The sequence below is a fragment of the Kitasatospora sp. NPDC052896 genome (genome assembly GCF_044547075.1).
Lineage (GTDB): Bacteria > Actinomycetota > Actinomycetes > Streptomycetales > Streptomycetaceae > Kitasatospora.
Genome location: NZ_JBITZU010000024.1, coordinates 24,168 through 43,689 on the forward strand (window position 1 = coordinate 24,168; position 19,522 = coordinate 43,689).

Sequence of the window (19,522 nt, forward strand, 5' to 3'; positions counted from 1 at the left end):
TCTAGCCATTGTGCGGCGTGGGAGACGCTTACAGGGACTGACCGGCCTGCAACTTCGGCAGGACCTGCTTGACGGAGTTGATCGGGATGGCGAATCCGAGGCCGACGCTGCCGGCCTGGCCGGAGTCGCTGGAGCTGGAGCCGCTGCCCGAGTACATGGCGGAGTTGATCCCGATCACCTGGCCGTTGGCGTTGAGCAGCGGGCCGCCGGAGTTGCCGGGGTTGAGCGCGGCGTCGGTCTGCAGCGCCGAGTAGGTGGCGGTGTCCGCGGAGCTCCCGCCGGAACCGGCACCGGACCCGCCGGAGCGGCCGCCGCCGTAGCCCGGGAAGCCGGGGAAGCTGGGGAAGCCGAAGCCGCCGTTGCCGCGCGTGGTGGTCTCGTCGACCTGGACGCTGACCTGGCGGTTCTTGGCGCTGATGATGCCCGCGGTGACCGTGCCGGTGAGGCCGTCCGGGTTGCCGATGGCGACCACGGGGTCGCCGACCGCCATCGCGTCGGAGTCGCCGAGGACGGCCGGGGCGAGGCCGCTGGCGTTGTCCGCGGTGATCACCGCGACGTCCATCGACTTGTCGGTGCCGGTCACCTTGGCGGTGGTCTTGCTGCCGTCGTGGTAGGTGACGGTGATGCTGCCGCCCTGGTCGACGGCGCCCGCGATGACGTGGAAGTTGGTGAGGATCTGCCCGTTGGCGGTGAGGATCACGCCGGTGCCGGTGTCGGTGGCGTCCTCGGTCTGCACGACGATCTGGACCACGCTGGGGGAGACCGTGCTGGCGATGGCCGCGACGTCCGCGGTGCCGTCGGACTTGGCCGCCACCGGGGTGACCAGGGTGGTGGCCGCGGCGCTGGTGGTGCGGTGCGCGTCGCTGACCGCGGCGCCGGCCACCCCGCCGATCAGCGCGGAGACCGCGGCGACGGCGGCGACCAGGGCGAGCCTGCCGCGCAGGAAGCCGTTGCGGGCCGCGCGCCGGCCGGGGCCGGGGACGAAGCCGTCCGGGCCGGGCTGGCCGGCCGGGTCACCACCGCCCCAACCGGGCGGGGCGGGCGGCAGCGGCGGCGCCGGCGGCGGGGCGGAGTGGTAGCCGGCGCCCGCGTCCGGCGTGGAGAAGTCCTGGATGTACTGAGCGGTGGGCGCCCCGGCCGGCGTCGGCGGGAGGAGGTGCCCCGACTCATCTGCGGTAGTGCGGTACTGGTCGCTCATGGGACCCAAGTTCCGCCCGCAGGATGAGGATCCCATGAGAGCTGGGTCAGAACGGGCAGAGAAGCCCGTTGACTTCTCATAAGCAGGGGTTACTCTGCGCGCGGTCCGTCGCAGCCGCAGGAGCGTCGGATGACCAGGCGGGACGGGAACTGGCGGACCCGCTCGGTGTCCGAGCCGGGCACCATCAGCGAGTCGTCGAGCACCAGCTCCACCGCGGCCCGGGCCATCGCGTCCCGGTCGCTGGCCACCGTGGTCAGCGGCGGGTCGGCCAGCGCGGCCTCCGGCACGTCGTCGAAGCCGGCCACCGCGAGGTCCTCCGGCACCCGCAGGCCGACCTCGCGGGCCGCCCGGAGCAGGCCGATCGCCTGGTCGTCGGTCGAGCAGAAGATGGCCGGTGGCCGCTCGGGGGAGCGCAGCAGCTCCAACGCGACCCGGTACGCGCCGTAGCGGTTGAAGGGCGCGTCGAGCAGGTAGGGCTCGGTGGGCAGGCCGTGCGCCTCCATCGCGCGCTGCCAGCCCTCGATGTGGTCGATCACCGGGTCGCCGGGCGCGGGGGACTCCACCGGGCCGCCGAAACAGACCACGTACGGGTGACCGTGCTCCTCCAGCAGGTGACGGACGGCGAGTTCGGCCCCGCCCACGTCGTCGGTGACCACCGCGACGTCGTCGATCGCCTCGGGCCGGCGGTGCAGCAGCACCACCTTGGCGCCCTCCATCGCGGCGAACTCCTCGGCGGCGCGCTGCGAGGGGCCCTGGCTGACCAGGATCAGGCCGGAGACCCGCATCCCGAGGAAGGCCCGGACGTAGTGCACCTCGCGGTCGTCCGCGTAGTCCGAGTTGCCGATCAGCACCAGCTTGCCGCGGTCGGAGGCGGCCCGTTCGACCGCGTGCGCCATCTCGGCGAAGAAGGGCTGCCGGGCGTCCGGCACGACCATGCCGATCAGGTTGGTCCGGCGGGAGGCCATCGCCTGCGCGACGCTGTTCGGCCGGTAGCCGAGCTGCTCGATCGCGGCGAGCACCTTCTCCTTGGTCGCGGGCGCGACGGGTCGCGGTCCGTCGTTGATGACATAGCTGACGACCGCGGTCGAGGTCCCAGCCAATCTGGCTACATCGTCGCGCGTCACCTTGGCCACGGGGGGAGTCTACGCGTGTCGGCCCAGTATCGGAGCGGCCGGGCCCGACGCCGTTCGGCCGGGCCCGGCGGGGTCAGCCCTCGCGGACCAGCGCGGGACCGTCCGGCTCCTCGGCGGCGGCCCGCTCGGCCTTGTCGCCCTGGGAGGGCACGACGAAGCGGTAGCCCACGTTCCGGACGGTGCCGATCAGCTGCTCGTGCTCGACGCCGAGCTTGGCCCGCAGCCGGCGGACGTGCACGTCCACCGTGCGGGTGCCGCCGAAGTAGTCGTAGCCCCAGACCTCCTGCAGCAGCTGGGCCCGGGTGAAGACCCGGCCGGGGTGCTGGGCGAGGTACTTGAGCAGCTCGAACTCCTTGAAGGTGAGGTCGAGCACCCGGCCCTTGAGCTTGGCGGAGTAGGTCGCCTCGTCCACCGAGAGGTCGCCGTTGCGGATCTCCATCGGGCTGTCGTCGACCGCGACCTGCTGCTTGCGACCCGTCGCCAGCCGCAGCCGGGCCTCCACCTCGGCCGGGCCGGCGGTGTCCAGCAGCACGTCGTCGACGCCCCAGTCGGCGGTGACCGCGGCCAGACCGCCCTCGGTGACCACCAGGATCAGCGGCGCACTGACGCCGGTGGAGCGCAGCAGCTGGCAGAGGCTGCGGATCTGCGGGAGGTCGCGACGGCCGTCGACCAGTATCACGTCGGCGCTGGGCGTGTCGACGAGCGCCGAGCCCTCGGCCGGGGCGACTCGTACCTGGTGCAGCAGGAGCCCGAGGGCCGGCAGCACCTCCGCCGACGGCTGCAGTGCGTTGGTGAGCAGGAGGAGGGAGCTCATAACCCGGGTCGTCCCCTTTCCAACAACTGGACGGGTGGCCTACCACTCGCAAGGACTTCCGTATCGGGGTCCTGAAAGCACAAAAGGACCCGGGGGCGACTCTGCCCGGATCCCTTGACGGATCAGGATAGCCCACCGCACCCGCCCGGCGCAGGGGCCGGCGGACGTGATCAAGCTCGCTCCGGAGCCCGTGCGCCCCGGCGCCGACCGGGCCGACCTGCGGGGTTCCCGGCCCGGGCGGGCCCCGGGCATCATGGAGCACGGCACCGACCGGCACCCTGGGTGCACACCTTCGAGAAGGGGCCGTCATGAACGCGACCACCGAACCGTCCCCCGGCCTTCGGCCGGGAGGCACCCCCATGGCCGTGGTGACCGGCACGATCCGCTACTGGGCCGCCGCCAAGGCGGAGGCCGGCGTGGCCGAGGAGCCGTACCGGGCCGCGACGCTGGCCGAGGCGCTGGCGCGGGCGCGCGCCCGGCACGTCGAGCGGCCGCGGTTCGCCCGGGTGCTCGGGATCTGCTCGTTCCTGGTGGACGGCGAGCCGGTGGGCGCCCGGGACCACGCCACGGTGGAGCTGACCGAGGGCGGCACGGTCGAGGTGCTGCCGCCCTTCGCCGGGGGCTGACGGCTCCGGTTCGGGCTCGGGATCGGGTTCCGGCCGAGTCGCCGTCCGGAACCATGCTCATGGTCAGATCGTCGTACCACAGACAGTTGATGGCGTTGCTGACCATGGACGGAAGGACACTCCGATGCGGACCTTGATCAAAGCGGCCGTCGCCGTCCTGGTGCTCGGCGGACTGCTGGTCGGGGCCGATCGGATCGCGCTGTCGGTCGCCGAGGGCCAGGCGGCGGACCGGCTGGCGAACAAACAGGGGATCAGCGGCCGCCCGTCGGTGACCATCGAGGGCTTCCCCTTCCTCACCCAGGTGATCGACAAGAAGTTCGACGACGTTCGGCTCTCGGCGGACTCGGTGAACGTCTCGGGTGCCGGTCAGACGGTCCAACTGGACGCCTTCTCCGCGCGGTTGAGCGGAGTTCAGGTGAACGGCGGCTACACCTCGGCGACGGTGGACTCCGGCACCGGGTCGGGCCGGCTGCCGTACCAGGAGGTGGAGCAGCTGCTCGGGCTCGGCTCCCAGGTCACCCTGGGGTACGGCGGGCCCGGGGAGCTCAAGGTCGGTTACCAGCTGATGGGGCAGACCCTGAGCGCCATGGTCAAGCTGCGGGTCAACGGCAACCAGGTGCAGGTGGCCGACGTGAGCGGGCTGTCCGGGGTGGGCGCGCTGCCGGGCCTCGGCGGGATGATCAGCTCGGCGGTGGACTCCAGGAGCTTCGCGCTGCAGGGGTTGCCGGTGGGCCTCGCGCTGAGCCAGGTGACGCCGGAGCCGGACGGGCTGGCGCTCTCGTTCCAGGGCAGCCACGTGCAGCTGGTCGGCAGCTGAGGGCCGGCACGGGCGGTCCCGCCTTCCCTCCGGGGGCGAAAGGCCAAGGGCGGCCCAAATCTCGCTATCTGGATGATTTCGTCTCGCGATTCGATACGTTGATGACAGGGCCGCGTCCGGCTCCCTAGCATCGTCCCCATGAAGCGACAGGCGGACCTCACGAAGCGGCGGGCGGTGGACCTCTGCCGCGTGGCCACCTGCCTGTGTCGAATGCGCTGATCGGCGGCCTGCTTCGGCAGAATTGACCCGCCGCACGCCCGCTCCCCGGCCTGAACAGGCGGTTTCCGTCTGTGGCCGTTCCGATGCACCGCCCTTGGCGCCGCCGGCCCCACTCGTCCCAGTATCCGGACATCTGTTCGGAAAAGTGATACGAGCGCTCGGGGCCCCGCCGGGCACCCCACCTTCCGCCAACCGCCCCCGGATGGAGAACAGCACATGAGCCGCAGCGACGTCCTGGTCGATGCCGACTGGGTCCAGGCCCACCTGGACGACCCCAAGGTGGTCGTCGTCGAGGTCGACGAGGACACCTCCGCGTACGACAAGAACCACATCCGCAACGCCGTCCGGATCGACTGGAAGAAGGACCTCCAGGACCCGGTCCGCCGCGACTTCGTCGACCAGGCCGGCTTCGAGGCGCTGCTGAGCGCCAAGGGCATCGCCAACGACGACACCGTGGTGCTCTACGGCGGCAACAACAACTGGTTCGCCTCCTACGCCTTCTGGTACTTCAAGCTCTACGGCCACCGCGACGTCCGCCTGCTGGACGGCGGCCGCAAGAAGTGGGAGCTGGACTCGCGCGACCTGGTCGACGGCTCCGAGGTCCCGCAGCGCCCGGCCACCCGGTACCAGGCGCAGGCCCAGGACAGCTCGATCCGCGCCTTCCGCGACGACGTGATCGCCGCGATCGGCAGCAAGAACCTGGTCGACGTCCGCTCGCCCGACGAGTTCTCCGGCCGCCTGCTCGCCCCGGCCCACCTGCCGCAGGAGCAGTCGCAGCGCCCGGGCCACGTGCCGAGCGCCCGCAACATCCCGTGGTCGAAGAACGCCAACGACGACGGCACCTTCAAGTCGGACGAGGAGCTCAAGGAGCTCTACGCGTCCGAGGGCGTGGACCTGGCCAAGGAGACCATCGCCTACTGCCGGATCGGCGAGCGCTCCGCGCTCACCTGGTTCGTGCTGCACCAGCTGCTCGGCCAGAAGAACGTGAGGAACTACGACGGCTCCTGGACCGAGTACGGCAGCCTGGTCGGCGTGCCGATCGAGCTCGGCGCCAACTGAGCACCCGTAGTACCCGTAGGAAGGAGACCGAGACATGTGTGGTGCGAAGGCCGGCGGCCCGGATCTGGCAGGAGTTGACGTGGCGAGCGAGACGATCATCCAGGGTTCGGTGACCCGGGACGGCGAGCCGGTCAACGGCTACGTGCGGCTGCTCGACGAGCGGGGCGAGTTCACCGCCGAGGTGCCCACCTCGGCCACCGGGCAGTTCCGCTTCTTCGCGGCCCCGGGCAAGTGGACGGTGCGCGCGCTGGTGCCGGGCCGGACGGTGGACCGCGTGGTGGTCGCCTCCCAGGGCGGCCAGGCCGAGGTGTCGATCGCGGTCTGACCCGCGTGCGCCCGCCCGGACGTCCCGAGAGCCCCTGCCGTCGGCGGGGGCTCTCGCCGTACCGTGGAAGGGTGCAGCAACGGCGCCGGCACGGCCTCTACTTCGCGATGATGGGCGTCTGCCTCGGGCTCTTCGTCCTGGCCTGGGGAGTCGTGCGGTTCTTCTCGGTGCCGGCCGCGATCGGGATGTGCCTCTTCGCGATGGTGATCCCGCCGCTGGCGGCGATCTTCGCCAACAAGCGGGACCCCGAGGACGACTGGTGGCAGGACCCGCGCTGGGACGACCCGCACTGGGAGCAACCCGGTCACGACCGGGACAAGCCGGACCACGAGTCGCGCCAGTAGCGGCTCAGTAGACCAGGGCCTGCGTGTCGTCGGCCATGATCTCACTGAGGAAGACCTGAGCGCCCGCGATGCGGACACCGGGGACGGTGTCGGCCTGCTCGATGCCACGCCGCATCGCGCACTGGGTGCAGAGCGTGACCGTGCCGGCCGCCAGCACCGACTCCAACAGCTCGGGCAGCGGCGCCGCGTGCGGCAGCTCGAACTCCGCCGCCCGACCGGGCAGCGCGAACCAGGAGGACTCCCCGGTCAGCCAGAGCGAGACCGGGACCCCGCTGGCGACCGCGACCGCGGCGACGGTGAAGGCCTGCGAGCAGCGCTCGGGCGCGTCGGCTCCGGCGGTGACCTTGATGACGAGCTTCTTCGACACGTGCCAAACCCTATGCCCTGGCCCGCCCCGGGACGCCACGACGCGGATTTCGGTCGAGTCCGGGCCTCACCGCGAACACCGGGGCGGTGCCGGATAGACTCGCGCCGTCATCGTCTGTCCGCTTACCTCCGCCCCCCGGGAGCGCCTCGTGTCCGGTCTCGAATGGTTCTTCGACAGCCTGCTGGCCCTGATGGCCGTGCTGATCGTCTGGTTCGCCGCCTTCTCCGTGATGAAGCTGTACCAGGGGCAGCGCTGACCCCTCCCGTACGGTTGAGGTAAGCCAAACGCCCCCGACTGCGACCAGGACCATGATCGAGATTCCCTCCGACCTCCACAAGGACGTCGTTTCGCTGGCCTTCCTCCTCGGCACCTGGGAGGGGGCGGGCGTCTTCGACTTCCCCGGCTCCGAGAAGTGCAACTTCGGCCAGGAGATCGTCTTCCGGCACGACGGCCGCCCGTTCCTGGAGTTCCGGTCCCGTACCTGGGTGCTGAACAACGAGGGCGAGAAGGTCCGCCCGCTGGAGAACGAGCACGGCTTCTGGCGGATCACCAGCAACGCCCAGGGCACCAGCGGCGAGCGCGGGGTGGAGATCTCCATGGTGCGCGACGACGGCACGGTGGAGATCTGGTACGGCACCCTGGCGGACGGCAAGCCGCAGGTCGACGTCGCCACCGACGCGGTCGCCCGGATCGAGGGCTCGGCGCCGTACAGCGGCGGCAAGCGGCTCTACGGCTTCGTCAACGAGCAGCTGCTCTGGGTCGGCGAGAAGACCGCTCCCGAGGTCCCGCTGCGGCCGTACATGTCCGCGCAGCTCAAGAAGGTGCTCAGCCCGGCGCAGCTGATCAAGGACATCAACGACCTGCCGGACGACGGGATCGCGTTCTTCCGCTGAGGACCGGTCGACCGTTCGCGCCGGCCCCCGCCGCACGTTGTCGTCCCTACACTGGTCCCAGGACCTCGACCTGGGCAGGGACGACAACGTGACGAACAACGGGACGGCCGCCTCGTCCGACTGGAAGGCCGATCTGCGCGAGCGCGGGTACCGGCTCACCCCGCAGCGGCAGCTGGTTCTGGAGGCGGTCGACGCACTCGACCACGCCACCCCGGACGAGATCCTCGGCCAGGTCCGGCGGACCGCCAGCGGCGTCAACATCTCCACGGTCTACCGCACCCTGGAGCTGCTGGAGGAGCTCGGCCTGGTCTCGCACGCCCATCTGGGTCACGGCGCGCCCACCTACCACCTGGCCGGCCGGCACACCCACCTGCACCTGGTCTGCCGGGACTGCGAGAAGATCACCGAGACCGACACCTCGATCGCCGCGCCGCTGATCGAGAGCCTGCGCGCCCAGCACGGCTTCGACACCGACCTCAAGCACTTCGCCATCTTCGGCCGCTGCGCCGACTGCACCGCCAAGCTCCCGTCGGCCGGGTCGTAAGCTTGCGGGCATGAGGAGCCCGCTGCTGTCCCTGCCCGGTGCCGTCCCCGCCGAGGGGCCCGACGAGGGCGTCGCTGCCCACTACGGCGACCTCTTCCGCGAACAGCGGGAGCTGGCGGCCGGCCGGGCCTTCACCGACCTCTCGCACCGCGGCGTGGTCACGGTCTCCGGCCCCGACCGGCTGAGCTGGCTGCACCTGCTGCTCACCCAGCACGTCAGCGAGCTGCCGCCGGGGCAGGCCACCGAGGCGCTGATCCTCTCCCCGCACGGGCACGTCGAGCACGCCCTCTACCTGGTCGACGACGGCACCACCACCTGGGCGCACGTCGAGCCCGGAACGCAGGGCGCGCTGATCGAGTACCTGCGCAGGATGCAGTTCATGTACCGGGTCGAAATCGCCGACGCCACCGAGGAGTTCGCGGTGGTGCACGTGGCCGCCGGGTCCACCGCGCCGGCCGACGGTGCCGCCGCGGTGCGCGAACTCCCGTACGGCCGTGACCTGTTCCTGCCGCGCGCTGAACTCGCCGGGCGAGCAGCCGAGTTGGGCTCGCCGGCCGGCATCTGGGGGTACGAGGCGCTGCGGATCGAGGCGCACCGGCCGCGGCTCGGCTTCGAGACCGACCACCGCACCATCCCGCACGAGGTGGACTGGCTGCGCACCGCCGTGCACCTGCAGAAGGGCTGCTACCGCGGCCAGGAGACGGTGGCCCGGGTGCACAACCTGGGCCGCCCGCCGCGCCGGCTGGTCTTCCTGCACCTGGACGGCACCGAGGAGGTGCTTCCCCCGCACGGCACCGAGGTCCGGCTCGCCGCGGACGGCCCGGACGGGCGGGCGCTGGGCTTCGTGACCTCCTCGGCCCGGCACTACGAGCTCGGCCCGATCGCGCTGGCGCTGGTCAAGCGGAACGTCCCGGTGGACGCGGTGCTGCGGGCCGGCGGGGTGCCGGCCTCGCAGGAGGTCGTGGTCGCGCCGTAGCGTCGTGCCGACCCGGCGTCAGACCTCCAGCAGCACGGTGAACGGTCCGTCGTTCACCAGCGACACCTTCATGTCCGCGCCGAACCGACCGGTCGCCACCGTCGCGCCGAGCGCGCGCAGCTGAGCCACCACCTCGTCGACCAGCGGCTCGGCGAGCGGTCCGGGGGCGGCGGCCTGCCAGGTGGGGCGGCGGCCCTTGCGGGCGTCGCCGTAGAGGGTGAACTGGCTGATCACCAGCAGCGGCGCGGCCAGGTCCGAGCAGGACAGCTCGGTGTCGCCGCCGTCGAAGAGCCGAAGTCCCCAGAGTTTGCGGGCCAGTTGGGCGGCCTGCCGCTCGGTGTCGTGATGGGTGACCCCGACCAGGACGCAGAGCCCCGGCCCGTCGATCGCGCCCACCTGTTCCCCGGCCACCGTCACCGAGGCCGCACTGACCCGCTGTACCACTGCTCGCATGCGCGCCATTCTGCCCCGGGCACGCGGGCCGGTGGTACGCGCCGGCCGGGCGGCCGCCGAACCCGGCGGCCGCTGCCGACTCATATCAGCCAGGCGGGTTCGCCAGACGGCCGTTCGGGTGCATTCAGGCCGCACCGGCGCTCGGGGGGTGGCACGATTCGGGTCGGCACCGGGCCGCACCGGGCGCGATCGTCCGTTCCAGTCGATCGAACGCCCGTTTCGGCCGTGCTCGCCCGGGCGGGTGGCGCCGGTCGGCCGGGGGAACCCCGCGGGGCCGTCGGGCGTGCCAGAAGGGGGCGGGGCCGACAGGGCGGGACCAGGACGACGGCAGGTGGTTGGTCGATGGACACGAACAGGGTGCCGCGCGAGCCCGCACCGGCGGGGACCGCGCTGGAGGCACTGGGCCTCGACGAGCTGCGCACCCTGCGCAGGGACGCCCTGGAGCAGGAGGCCGACCTCTCCTACCTGCGCCGGCTGCTCCAGGGGCGGGTGGACATCCTGCGTGCCGAGCTCGACCGCCGCACCCTGGACCGTCGACTGCGCCCGGTCCGGCCGGACACCCTGCTGCACCGGTTGCCGCAGATCCTGGCCGACGCCCCCTCGCCGGTGCGCAGTTCGGCCCGGCACGTGACGCTCGGCCCGCCGCGCGGCGAGCAGTGCCGGGCGCAGGCGGACGCGTTGATGGGCGACGTCCAGCTGGCCGACCTCGCCGCGCACGCCTCCGCGGAGCTGCTGGCGGCGCTCGACCGGCTCACGGCGCACGAGCGCGAGGTCTCCGGGCGCCGTCAGCTTCTGCAGCGCACGGCGGACGGGTGCAGCGCGGAAATCACCCGGCGGTACCGTGAAGGGGAAGCGCGGGTCGACGACCTGCTCGCCGGCGGCCCACTGACCGACTGAGACCCGGGAGACGGTGGCCGCCGCCCCCTCCCTGCGTCATCGGAAGGCTGCCCTCCATGCCCGACTCCGCCGTTGTCCTGCCCGTCCTCGCCGAGGTGGTGCGCTCCGGGTTCACCGAAGGCCACCACCGGGGGTCTCTGGTGGTGCTCGCTCCCGACGGCTCGGTGGAGTTCGCCCTCGGCGAGCCCGAGCGGCCGGTCTTCCCGCGCTCGTGCAACAAGCCGTTCCAGGCGGTGGCCACGCTGCGGGCCGGGCTGCCGATCGAGGGTGAGCTGCTGGCGCTGGCGGCGGCCAGCCACTCCGGAGAAACGTTTCACCTGGACGGTGTCCGGACCATCCTGGCCGGTGCCGGCCTGGACGAGCGGGCCCTGCAGACCCCGGCCGACCTCCCGCTCGACCTCACCGAGGCCGAGCGGTACCTGGCCGGCGGCGGTGCCCGGGCCTCGCTGACGATGAACTGCTCGGGCAAGCACGCCGCCTGGCTGGCCGCGAGCGTGGCCAACGGCTGGGAGACCGCGAGCTACCTCGACCCGGCCCACCCGATCCAGCGACTCGCCAAGGAGGCGCTGGAGGAGGCGTCCGGCGAGTCGATAGCCGCGGTCGGGACGGACGGCTGCGGCGCGCCGCTGCACGCCGTCTCGCTGGTCGGCCTGGCCCGTGGCTACCGCTCGCTGCTGCGGGCCGAGCCGGGCACCCCGCAGCGCCGGGTCGCCGACGCGATGCGCGCCCACCCGCAGTACGTGGCGGGCACCCGTCGTCCGGACACCTGGCTGATGCGGGCCGTGCCGGGCACGCTCGCCAAGATGGGCGCCGAGGCCGTCCAGGCGGTGGCGCTGTCGGACGGGCGGGCAGTGGCCTTCAAGATCGACGATGGGAACGCGCGCGCCCTCGGGCCGGTGCTGGCCGCGGTGCTGCGCCGGATCGGGCTGGCCGACGAGGTGCTCGACCGGCTCGCCGCCGCCCCGCTGACCGGCGGCAACGCGGTGGTCGGGGAGATCCGCGCGGCGTTCTGACGACCAGCCGCCGGACGCGCCGGAGGCCGGGGTCGGGGAGTGATCCCTGACCCCGGCCTCCGGGCCAGCTGCCGTCAGAACGCTCGAAAGAACGAGAACGACTCAGCCGGACGGTGCTCAGTGAGCCCCGCCGGACTCCTGCAGGCGCTTGATCGAAGCGGTGATCTCGGCCTCGGCCTCCAGGCGGCCGACCCAGGCGGCACCCTCGACCGACTTGCCGGGCTCGAGGTCCTTGTAGACCTCGAAGAAGTGCTGGATCTCCAGGCGGTCGAACTCCGACACGTGGTGGATGTCGCGCAGGTGCTCCCAGCGCGGGTCGGTCGCCGGGACGCAGAGCAGCTTGTCGTCACCGCCGGCCTCGTCGGTCATCTGGAACATGCCGATCGCGCGGCACTTGATGAGGCAGCCGGGGAAGGTCGGCTCGTCCAGGATGACCAGCGCGTCCAGCGGGTCGCCGTCCTCGCCGAGAGTGCCCTCGACGAAGCCGTAGTCGGCCGGGTAGCGGGTCGAGGTGAAGAGCATCCGGTCCAGACGGAGGCGACCGGTCTCATGGTCGACCTCGTACTTGTTGCGGGAGCCCTTCGGGATCTCGATGGTGACGTCGAACTCCAACGGTTCCTCCAAGGTAGTGACTGACAGAATCCAAGTGTCTCCTACGTGGGGGAGTGCTGTGGAAAGGGGCCGGCGGGTGGCAGGGGCTGGGGCGGCGGCGGACGGTCGGGAGCGGGGCGGCGGGCGGCCGGGGGGCCGGGGCGCGGCGGCGCTGGCCGGGCTGGCGGTGCTGCTGGTCGCCGGGGCGCCGGGGCCGGCTGCCGCCTCCTCGTCCGCGGGGGCGGCCGCGGCGGGCGGAGGTACGCGGCCCGCCCCCGCGCCGCCGGTGCTCCTGCCCGCCGTGCTGGCCGGCCCCGGGACGGTCCCCAGCACGCCGGGGCTGCGGGCGGCGCTCGGCCCGCTGCTGCAGGACAGGGCGCTCGGCACGCTGGACTTCGCGATCTCCGACGGCGGCACCGGCCGGCTGCTGCTCGGCTCGGGGGAGACCCAGCCCGCCACTCCCGCCTCCACCACCAAGCTGGCCACCGCGACGGCCGCGCTCAGCCTGCTGCCGGCCGACGCCCGGATCACCACCGAGGTGGTCCGCGGCACCGGGCCCGGCGACATCGTGCTGGTCGGCGGCGGTGACCCGACGCTCACCTCGCTGCCCGTCGACCAGGTCCGGATCGGCGGGCAGCCGGTCGACGCCGATACCGCGCCCGCGTCGTTGGGTGCGCTGGCCCGGCAGACCGCGGCCGCGCTGGAGGCGGCCGGCACCACCACCGTCCACCTCGGCTACGACACCTCGCTCTACACCGGGACGCCCTGGCACAAGTACTACGACGCCACCAACATCGCCGCCGTCACGCCGCTGATGGCGGACGAGGGCCGGGTCGATCCGCGCTCCCAGGACGACGCGCCGCAGCGGGTGGCCGACCCGGCGGCCCAGGCGGCCGGGGACTTCGCCACCGCCCTGGCCGGCCAGGGCATCACGGTGGCCGGTCCGCCGGTGCCGGCGGGCGCCCCGGCGGGCTCCGGGCCGACGGTGGCCGCGCCGCTGGCCGCCGGCACCGGGAGCAGCGCCGTGCTCGGGCAGGTGACCTCGCCGACGTTGGCCCGGCTGATCGAGCGGATGCTCACCACCTCGGACAACACCCTGGCCGAGGCGGTGGCCCGGCAGGTGGCGCTGGCCGCGCACCAGCCCGCGAGCTTCGACGGGGCGGCCGCCGCGGTCACCCGGACGCTGGCCGCCCTGGGCGTCCCGATGGCGGGCGTGTCACTCAACGACGGCAGCGGGCTGAACGTCCAGAACACCGTCCCGCCGCTGGTCCTGGCCGACCTGCTGGCGCTGGCCGCCTCGCCGGCCCACCCCGAGCTGCGCCCGCTGTTGACCGCGCTGCCGATCGCGGGCTTCACCGGCACCCTGGAGCAGCGCTTCACCGCGGCCCAGGGCTCGGCGGCCGGCGCCGGCATCGTCCGTGCCAAGACCGGCAGCCTCAGCGGGGTGAACACGCTGGCCGGCACGGTGGTCGACGCGGACGGCCGGCTGCTGGTCTTCGCCCTGATGACCAGGACCCCGGCCGGCGCCGCCGACGCCCGCGCCGCGATGGACCGCATCGTCGCCCGCCTGACCACGTGCGGCTGCGGGTAACGGGCCCGCCGGGCAGCCGTCCACCCCACGACCCGCCCCCGCCCCGCCCCGGCCGGACCCGGGGGCCGGCCCCCGGCCCGACGGCTGCCGGGGGCGGTCCGGAGCACGTACCGTGAGGGCATGACGAGCGCGAGCAGCGGTTCAGACATGGTCGACTGGAATCTCGCGGTCGCGACCGCGACCCGGCTGGTCCGTCCGGGCCCGCAGGTGACCCGGGACGAGGCGCGCACCGTGGTGGCCGAGCTGCGCCGGCACGCGCTGGCCGCCGAGGGCGCGGTGCGCGAGTACACCGGGATGCGCTCCACCAGCCTGACCGACGGCGGCGCCGCGCCGGTCCTGGTGGTGGACCGGGCGGGCTGGGTGCGGGCCAACGTCGCGGGCTTCCGCGCGGTGATCGGGCCGCTGACCCGGAAGCTGGCCGCCCGCCGGGCCGACACCCCGGGCGGCGCGGTGCTCGGCACGGTCGGCGAGAAGGTCACCGGGGTCGAGGTGGGGGCGGTGCTGGCGCTGCTGGCCGGCAAGGTGCTCGGCCAGTACGAGACCTTCGCCGAGACCGGGACCGCGGGCGAGAGCGAGCCCGCCGGCACGCTGACCGTTCCCGACACCCCCGCCGACTTCCTCGACGATCCGCGGCCCGGCAGCGCCCCCGCCGGTCCGGGCCGGTTGCTGCTGGTCGCGCCGAACATCGTCCAGGTCGAGCGGGAGCTGGACGTCGATCCGCACGACTTCCGGCTCTGGGTCTGCCTGCACGAGGAGGCCCACCGCACCCAGTTCAGCGCCGTGCCCTGGCTGCGCGACCACGTGCAGTCCGAGGTGCAGGCCTTCCTGGCGGAGACCGACGTGGAGCCGATCGCGCTGCTGGAGCGGCTGCGCGAGGTGCTGACGCCGGCCGACCGGTCGCGGTCGGACGCGGACGCCCCGCAGACCGCCCCCGAGCCGCGCACCACCCTGCTCGACGTGGTCCAGACGCCCAACCAGCGGGAGATCCTGAGCCGGCTGACCGCCGTGATGTCGCTGCTGGAGGGCCACGCCGACGTGGTGATGGACGGCGTCGGCCCGGCCGTGGTGCCGAGCGTGGCCGAGATCCGGGAGAAGTTCCAGCGCCGCCGCGACCGGGGCGCCAACCGGCTCGACCTGGTGCTGCGCAAGCTGCTCGGGATGGACGCCAAGCTGCGTCAGTACCAGGACGGCGCGGCCTTCGTGCGCGGCGTGGTGGACCGGATCGGGATGGACGGTTTCAACCGGGTGTGGACCTCGCCGAACACCCTCCCGACCAAGGAGGAGATCCACAACCCGGCCACCTGGGTGGCCCGAGTCGGCCACCAGTCCTAGTCGGAGCCCCCGGACGAGTGAAGCGTTGCGGCGCTGAAACGTTTCTCCATTCACCCGTCCGTGGGACGGTGGTCGTACCGGTGGCGCGGGTGGCTCGGCCAGTGCTCCCTTTCTGCGACGATCTGTGAGCACTCGGTCGCGGGTCGCCATCGGATCCCCTGGTCACCCGCCCGTCCTCCCCTGACAGAGGAGCTCCACCGTGGGCCCACACCCCGCCGTCGCGGCGATACGCCTGGCCGTCCGCCGCGCTCTGATGGACCTCGCGGCCGAGGCCGCCGAGGCCGGTACCGCCCTCACCGCGCCCGCCGCCCGGCCCGTGCTCCCCGCCGTGGCCGCCCTCGCGCCGACCGCCGCCCCCGCCACCGTGCTGATCGGCAACGCCCGCCGCCACCCCTCCGGCCTGCCGCGCACCCCCGCCGCACCCGGCTCCCCGCTGGTGCTGGTCGCCGTCAGCGGCGGCGCCGACTCCATGGCGCTCGCCACCGCCACCGCCTTCGAGGCCCCCAAACTCGGCCTGCGGGTCGGCGCGGTCACCGTCGACCACGGGCTGCAGGACGGCTCCGCCGACCGCGCCCGGCAGGTCGCCGAGCGGCTGCGGGCGCTCGGCCTGGACCCGGTGGAGGCCGTCCCGGTCCGGGTCGGCCGGCAGGGCGGCCCGGAGGCCGCCGCCCGGGACGCCCGCTACGCCGCGCTGGACGAGGCCGCCGAGCGGCACCAGGCGCTGGCCGTCTTCCTCGGCCACACCAGGGACGACCAGGCGGAGACCGTGCTGCTCGGGCTGGCCCGCGGCTCGGGCGCCCGTTCACTGGCCGGGATGCCCGCCCAGAAGGGCCGCTACCGCCGCCCGCTGCTCGACCTGGACCGCGCGGCCACCCGGCAGGCCTGCACCGCGCAGGCGATCCCGGTCTGGGACGACCCGCACAACTTCGACGCCGCCTACACCCGCGCCCGGGTCCGGCACGAGGTGCTGCCGGTGCTGGAGAAGCACCTCGGCGGCGGCGTGGTCGAGGCGCTGGCCCGGACCGCCCGGCTGTTCCGCGACGACGCGGACGCCCTCGACCAGTGGGCCGCGCTCGCCGAGAAGGACCTCTACCGGAGTGATCCGCGCGACAGTGCGGGCATCCTGGACGCCGGCCGGCTGGCCGAGCTGCCGCCCGCCGTGCGCCGCCGGGTACTGCGCCGGGCCGCGCTGCGCACGGGCTGCCCGGCCGGTGACCTGTTCGCGCGCCACCTGGAGACGGTCGACCAGCTGATCACCGGCTGGCGCGGTCAGGGGCCGCTGCACCTACCCGGGGGCGTCGAGGTCACCCGGCGGTGTGGCAACCTGGTGTTTCGGCGCCAGGGCGACTGACGCCGGCACAGGACCACGAACACTTGAGGACGTACTCCCGGTGGACGAGAACGACATGGGCACCGACCTGGCGAAGGTGCTCATCAGCAAGGACGAGATCGACGCCAAGCTCGCCGAACTGGCCGAGCGGATCGACCGGGACTACGCCGGGAAGGACCTGCTGATCGTCGGCGTCCTCAAGGGCGCCGTGATGGTCATGGCGGACCTCGCCCGGGCCCTGCACACCCAGGTGACCATGGACTGGATGGCCGTCTCCTCCTACGGGATGGGCACCAAGTCCTCCGGTGTGGTGCGGATCCTCAAGGACCTCGACACCGACATCGCCGGCCGGCACGTGCTGATCGTCGAGGACATCATCGACTCCGGTCTGACGCTGTCCTGGCTGCTCGGCAACCTCGGTTCGCGCGGCCCGGCCTCGCTGGAGGTGTGCACCCTGCTGCGCAAGCCGGACGCCGCGAAGGTCGAGATCGACGTCAAGTACGCCGGCTTCGACATCCCCAACGAGTTCGTCGTGGGATACGGGCTGGACTTCCAGGAGAAGCTCCGCAACCTGCCGTTCATCGGTACGCTCGCCCCACACGTGTACGGCGGCTGAGCCCAGCAGCCGGGGACCGGGGGGAACAGTCCGCCGACTTCACCCGTTGGAGTCGGCGGATGGACAACTCCATAGACCGCAGCGTCACGCTTCCGCAGAGCGGGGGGTGCCTGCTGTACGGTCAAATTACCCGCTCTTCGTACGACTCACAGCCGACCCGGAGCGGGGTGCAACGAGCGCACATACCGGATTGCGCCGCCGGCCCGAGGCCGAGCAGCGCTGTTGAGTGGCAGGAGGGACGGGGCGGCAACGCCCCGCATGGATGGACGTCAAGCGATACTTCCGCGCGCCGATCGCATGGATCCTCCTGGCAGTCGTCGCCGTCATTGTGCTGATGCAGGTCGTTTCGGACTCGAACGGCTACAAGACGGTGGACACCGGCCAGGTGGTTGCGGCGATCGACGCTGGCCAGGTGAAGCAGGCCCAGCTCACCACCGGTGACTCCAACACCGTCAAGATCGAGCTGAAGCCCGGCGAGAGCCTCACCAGTGCCGGTTCGGGTGGCAAGAGCCCGTCCGGCAGCAAGTTCGAGGCCTCGTACCTCAGTGACCAGGGCCAGGGTCAGACCATTGCCGCCAAGCTGCAGACGCAGGTGGAGAACGGCACCCTGCCGCAGGGCTACACGATCAGCCCCGAGAAGCAGTCGACCTTCGTCAGCCTGCTGCTGTCGATGCTGCCGATCGTGGTCATCGTGCTGGTCTTCCTGTTCCTGATGAACCAGATGCAGGGCGGCGGCTCCCGGGTCATGCAGTTCGGCAAGTCCAAGGCCAAGCTGCTCACCAAGGACACCCCGAAGACCACCTTCGCGGACGTCGCGGGTGCGGACGAGGCCGTCGAGGAGCTCCACGAGATCAAGGAGTTCCTGCAGGAGCCGGCCAAGTTCCAGGCGGTCGGCGCCAAGATCCCCAAGGGTGTGCTGCTCTACGGCCCGCCCGGTACCGGTAAGACCCTGCTGGCCCGGGCCGTGGCCGGCGAGGCCGGGGTGCCGTTCTACTCGATCTCCGGTTCGGACTTCGTCGAGATGTTCGTCGGTGTCGGCGCCAGCCGGGTCCGCGACCTCTTCGAGCAGGCCAAGGCGAACGCCCCGGCGATCGTCTTCGTCGACGAGATCGACGCCGTCGGCCGGCACCGTGGCGCGGGCCTCGGCGGCGGTCACGACGAGCGCGAGCAGACCCTCAACCAGCTGCTGGTCGAGATGGACGGCTTCGACGTCAAGGGCGGCGTGATCCTGATCGCGGCGACCAACCGGCCGGACATCCTGGACCCGGCGCTGCTGCGCCCGGGCCGCTTCGACCGGCAGATCGCGGTCGAGCGCCCCGACCTGCAGGGCCGACTGGACATCCTCAAGGTGCACCAGAAGGGCAAGCCGATCGCGCCGGACGTCGACCTGTCGGCCGTCGCCAAGCGCACCCCCGGCTTCACCGGTGCCGACCTGTCGAACGTCCTCAACGAGGCGGCGCTGCTGACGGCCCGCTCGGACAAGAAGCTGATCGACAACGGCATCCTGGACGAGGCGATCGACCGCGTCGTGGCGGGTCCGCAGAAGCGCACGCGGATCATGTCCGACAAGGAGAAGAAGATCACCGCGTACCACGAGGGCGGTCACGCCCTGGTCGCGGCGGCCTCGCCGAACGCCGACCCGGTGCACAAGATCACCATCCTGTCCCGCGGCCGGGCCCTCGGCTACACCATGGTGCTGCCGGACGAGGACAAGTACTCCACCACCCGCAACGAGATGCTCGACCAGCTGGCCTACATGCTGGGCGGCCGCGCGGCGGAGGAGCTGGTCTTCCACGACCCGACCACCGGCGCCTCGAACGACATCGAGAAGGCCACCGCCACCGCCCGGGCCATGGTCACCCAGTACGGCATGACCGAGCGGCTCGGCGCGATCAAGTTCGGCACGGACAACTCCGAGCCGTTCCTGGGCCGCGAGATGGGGCACCAGCGCGACTACTCGGAAGAGGTCGCCGGGCTGGTGGACGAAGAGGTCAAGAAGCTGATCGAGAACGCCCACAACGAGGCCTGGGAGATCCTGGTCGAGAACCGGGACGTGCTCGACAACCTGGTCCTGGAGCTCCTGGAGAAGGAGACCCTGAACAAGGAGCAGATCGCCGAGATCTTCGCCCCCGTGGTGAAGCGCCCGGCCCGCCCGGCCTGGACGGGTTCGGCCCGCCGCACCCCGTCCACCCGGCCGCCGGTGCAGTCGCCGAAGGAGCTGGCGCTCACCAACGGCGCCGCCGCCTCGGTCGACGCCGCTCCGGTGGACATCGTGAAGCTGCCCCCGGCCACCGGGGAGTCGGCCGAGAGCTGAGCCCCCCGGCCCCCTGCGGGCCGTACGGAATGGATGCCGCGTCACCCGGGTTTGTACCCTGGAGGCGCGG

At 72.6% G+C, this 19,522-nt stretch carries 22 protein-coding genes; 16 read left to right on the forward strand and 6 right to left on the reverse strand.

The window, feature by feature from the left end:
• Positions 1–28 precede the first annotated feature (28 nt).
• From ACIGXM_RS30565 to ACIGXM_RS30575, 3 genes are all read right to left on the reverse strand, one after another.
• Positions 29–1,198 carry a S1C family serine protease gene (locus ACIGXM_RS30565; protein ID WP_396566551.1) on the reverse strand — a complete coding sequence of 390 codons (1,170 nt, stop codon included), beginning with the start codon at positions 1,196–1,198 and terminating at the stop codon, positions 29–31.
• Positions 1,199–1,287: 89 nt separating this feature from the next.
• Complete coding sequence (locus ACIGXM_RS30570) at positions 1,288–2,331, reverse strand: LacI family DNA-binding transcriptional regulator (protein WP_396566553.1); 1,044 nt, start codon at positions 2,329–2,331, stop codon at positions 1,288–1,290.
• 73 nt (positions 2,332–2,404) lie between these two features.
• Positions 2,405–3,145 carry a response regulator transcription factor gene (locus ACIGXM_RS30575; RefSeq protein ID WP_396566555.1) on the reverse strand — a complete coding sequence of 247 codons (741 nt, stop codon included), beginning with the start codon at positions 3,143–3,145 and terminating at the stop codon, positions 2,405–2,407.
• Between the two features lie 359 nt (positions 3,146–3,504).
• On the opposite strand from ACIGXM_RS30575, the gene ACIGXM_RS30580 reads away from it, so the two are divergent.
• The 6 genes from ACIGXM_RS30580 (at position 3,505) to ACIGXM_RS30605 (ending at position 6,535) form a co-directional block, all read left to right on the forward strand.
• The gene (locus ACIGXM_RS30580; RefSeq protein ID WP_396566718.1) at positions 3,505–3,771 is read left to right on the forward strand and encodes a MoaD/ThiS family protein; all 267 of its coding nucleotides are present in this window, start codon (positions 3,505–3,507) and stop codon (positions 3,769–3,771) included.
• A gap of 124 nt (positions 3,772–3,895) precedes the next feature.
• The gene (locus tag ACIGXM_RS30585) at positions 3,896–4,588 is read left to right on the forward strand and encodes a DUF2993 domain-containing protein (protein WP_396566557.1); all 693 of its coding nucleotides are present in this window, start codon (positions 3,896–3,898) and stop codon (positions 4,586–4,588) included.
• 138 nt (positions 4,589–4,726) lie between these two features.
• A complete protein-coding gene (locus tag ACIGXM_RS30590) occupies positions 4,727–4,807 on the forward strand; it encodes an Ms5788A family Cys-rich leader peptide (protein WP_354645012.1) in 81 nt (26 codons plus the stop codon).
• 216 nt (positions 4,808–5,023) lie between these two features.
• On the forward strand, positions 5,024–5,866 hold the full coding sequence (locus tag ACIGXM_RS30595) for a sulfurtransferase (protein ID WP_396566559.1): 843 nt from the start codon (positions 5,024–5,026) through the stop codon (positions 5,864–5,866).
• A gap of 34 nt (positions 5,867–5,900) precedes the next feature.
• On the forward strand, positions 5,901–6,191 hold the full coding sequence (locus ACIGXM_RS30600) for a DUF1416 domain-containing protein (RefSeq protein WP_396566561.1): 291 nt from the start codon (positions 5,901–5,903) through the stop codon (positions 6,189–6,191).
• A gap of 71 nt (positions 6,192–6,262) precedes the next feature.
• Positions 6,263–6,535 carry a DUF3099 domain-containing protein gene (locus tag ACIGXM_RS30605; RefSeq protein WP_396566563.1) on the forward strand — a complete coding sequence of 91 codons (273 nt, stop codon included), beginning with the start codon at positions 6,263–6,265 and terminating at the stop codon, positions 6,533–6,535.
• A 4-nt stretch (positions 6,536–6,539) separates the two neighbouring features.
• Here ACIGXM_RS30605 and ACIGXM_RS30610 read toward each other — a convergent pair whose 3' ends face one another.
• Positions 6,540–6,902, reverse strand: a complete 363-nt coding sequence (locus ACIGXM_RS30610) for a DsrE family protein (RefSeq protein ID WP_396566565.1) — start codon at positions 6,900–6,902, stop codon at positions 6,540–6,542.
• Positions 6,903–7,210: 308 nt separating this feature from the next.
• Between ACIGXM_RS30610 and ACIGXM_RS30615 the strand changes: the two genes are divergently transcribed.
• The 3 genes from ACIGXM_RS30615 (at position 7,211) to ACIGXM_RS30625 (ending at position 9,315) form a co-directional block, all read left to right on the forward strand.
• Entirely contained in the window at positions 7,211–7,795 is a 585-nt protein-coding gene (locus ACIGXM_RS30615) for an FABP family protein (protein WP_396566567.1), read from the forward strand.
• A gap of 88 nt (positions 7,796–7,883) precedes the next feature.
• Positions 7,884–8,339, forward strand: coding sequence for a Fur family transcriptional regulator (locus tag ACIGXM_RS30620; RefSeq protein ID WP_396566569.1), 456 nt, complete (start codon positions 7,884–7,886; stop codon positions 8,337–8,339).
• A gap of 10 nt (positions 8,340–8,349) precedes the next feature.
• Positions 8,350–9,315: a YgfZ/GcvT domain-containing protein gene (locus tag ACIGXM_RS30625; RefSeq protein WP_396566571.1), complete on the forward strand. Its 966-nt coding sequence runs from the start codon at positions 8,350–8,352 to the stop codon at positions 9,313–9,315.
• An 18-nt stretch (positions 9,316–9,333) separates the two neighbouring features.
• On the opposite strand, the gene dtd is transcribed toward ACIGXM_RS30625, so the two are convergent.
• Positions 9,334–9,768 (reverse strand): D-aminoacyl-tRNA deacylase, encoded by a 435-nt coding sequence (dtd, locus tag ACIGXM_RS30630; protein ID WP_396566573.1) that lies wholly within the window; start codon positions 9,766–9,768, stop codon positions 9,334–9,336.
• Positions 9,769–10,110: 342 nt separating this feature from the next.
• Between dtd and ACIGXM_RS30635 the strand changes: the two genes are divergently transcribed.
• Positions 10,111–10,665, forward strand: coding sequence for an ABC transporter substrate-binding protein (locus tag ACIGXM_RS30635; RefSeq protein ID WP_396566575.1), 555 nt, complete (start codon positions 10,111–10,113; stop codon positions 10,663–10,665).
• Between the two features lie 56 nt (positions 10,666–10,721).
• Complete coding sequence (locus ACIGXM_RS30640) at positions 10,722–11,678, forward strand: asparaginase (RefSeq protein ID WP_396566577.1); 957 nt, start codon at positions 10,722–10,724, stop codon at positions 11,676–11,678.
• A gap of 117 nt (positions 11,679–11,795) precedes the next feature.
• Here ACIGXM_RS30640 and ACIGXM_RS30645 read toward each other — a convergent pair whose 3' ends face one another.
• On the reverse strand, positions 11,796–12,290 hold the full coding sequence (locus tag ACIGXM_RS30645) for an inorganic diphosphatase (RefSeq protein ID WP_396566720.1): 495 nt from the start codon (positions 12,288–12,290) through the stop codon (positions 11,796–11,798).
• A gap of 76 nt (positions 12,291–12,366) precedes the next feature.
• Here ACIGXM_RS30645 and dacB point away from each other — a divergent pair, with 76 nt between their 5' ends.
• The 5 genes from dacB to ftsH all read left to right on the forward strand — a co-directional run bounded on the left by dacB (position 12,367) and on the right by ftsH (position 19,452).
• The gene (gene dacB / locus ACIGXM_RS30650) at positions 12,367–13,860 is read left to right on the forward strand and encodes a D-alanyl-D-alanine carboxypeptidase/D-alanyl-D-alanine-endopeptidase (RefSeq protein ID WP_396566579.1); all 1,494 of its coding nucleotides are present in this window, start codon (positions 12,367–12,369) and stop codon (positions 13,858–13,860) included.
• A 120-nt stretch (positions 13,861–13,980) separates the two neighbouring features.
• Positions 13,981–15,192, forward strand: a complete 1,212-nt coding sequence (locus ACIGXM_RS30655; RefSeq protein WP_396566581.1) for a zinc-dependent metalloprotease — start codon at positions 13,981–13,983, stop codon at positions 15,190–15,192.
• A gap of 199 nt (positions 15,193–15,391) precedes the next feature.
• Positions 15,392–16,543 carry a tRNA lysidine(34) synthetase TilS gene (gene tilS / locus ACIGXM_RS30660; RefSeq protein ID WP_396566583.1) on the forward strand — a complete coding sequence of 384 codons (1,152 nt, stop codon included), beginning with the start codon at positions 15,392–15,394 and terminating at the stop codon, positions 16,541–16,543.
• 55 nt (positions 16,544–16,598) lie between these two features.
• Positions 16,599–17,138: a hypoxanthine phosphoribosyltransferase gene (gene hpt, locus ACIGXM_RS30665; protein WP_396566722.1), complete on the forward strand. Its 540-nt coding sequence runs from the start codon at positions 16,599–16,601 to the stop codon at positions 17,136–17,138.
• A gap of 262 nt (positions 17,139–17,400) precedes the next feature.
• On the forward strand, positions 17,401–19,452 hold the full coding sequence (gene ftsH / locus ACIGXM_RS30670) for an ATP-dependent zinc metalloprotease FtsH (protein ID WP_396566585.1): 2,052 nt from the start codon (positions 17,401–17,403) through the stop codon (positions 19,450–19,452).
• Positions 19,453–19,522 lie beyond the last annotated feature (70 nt).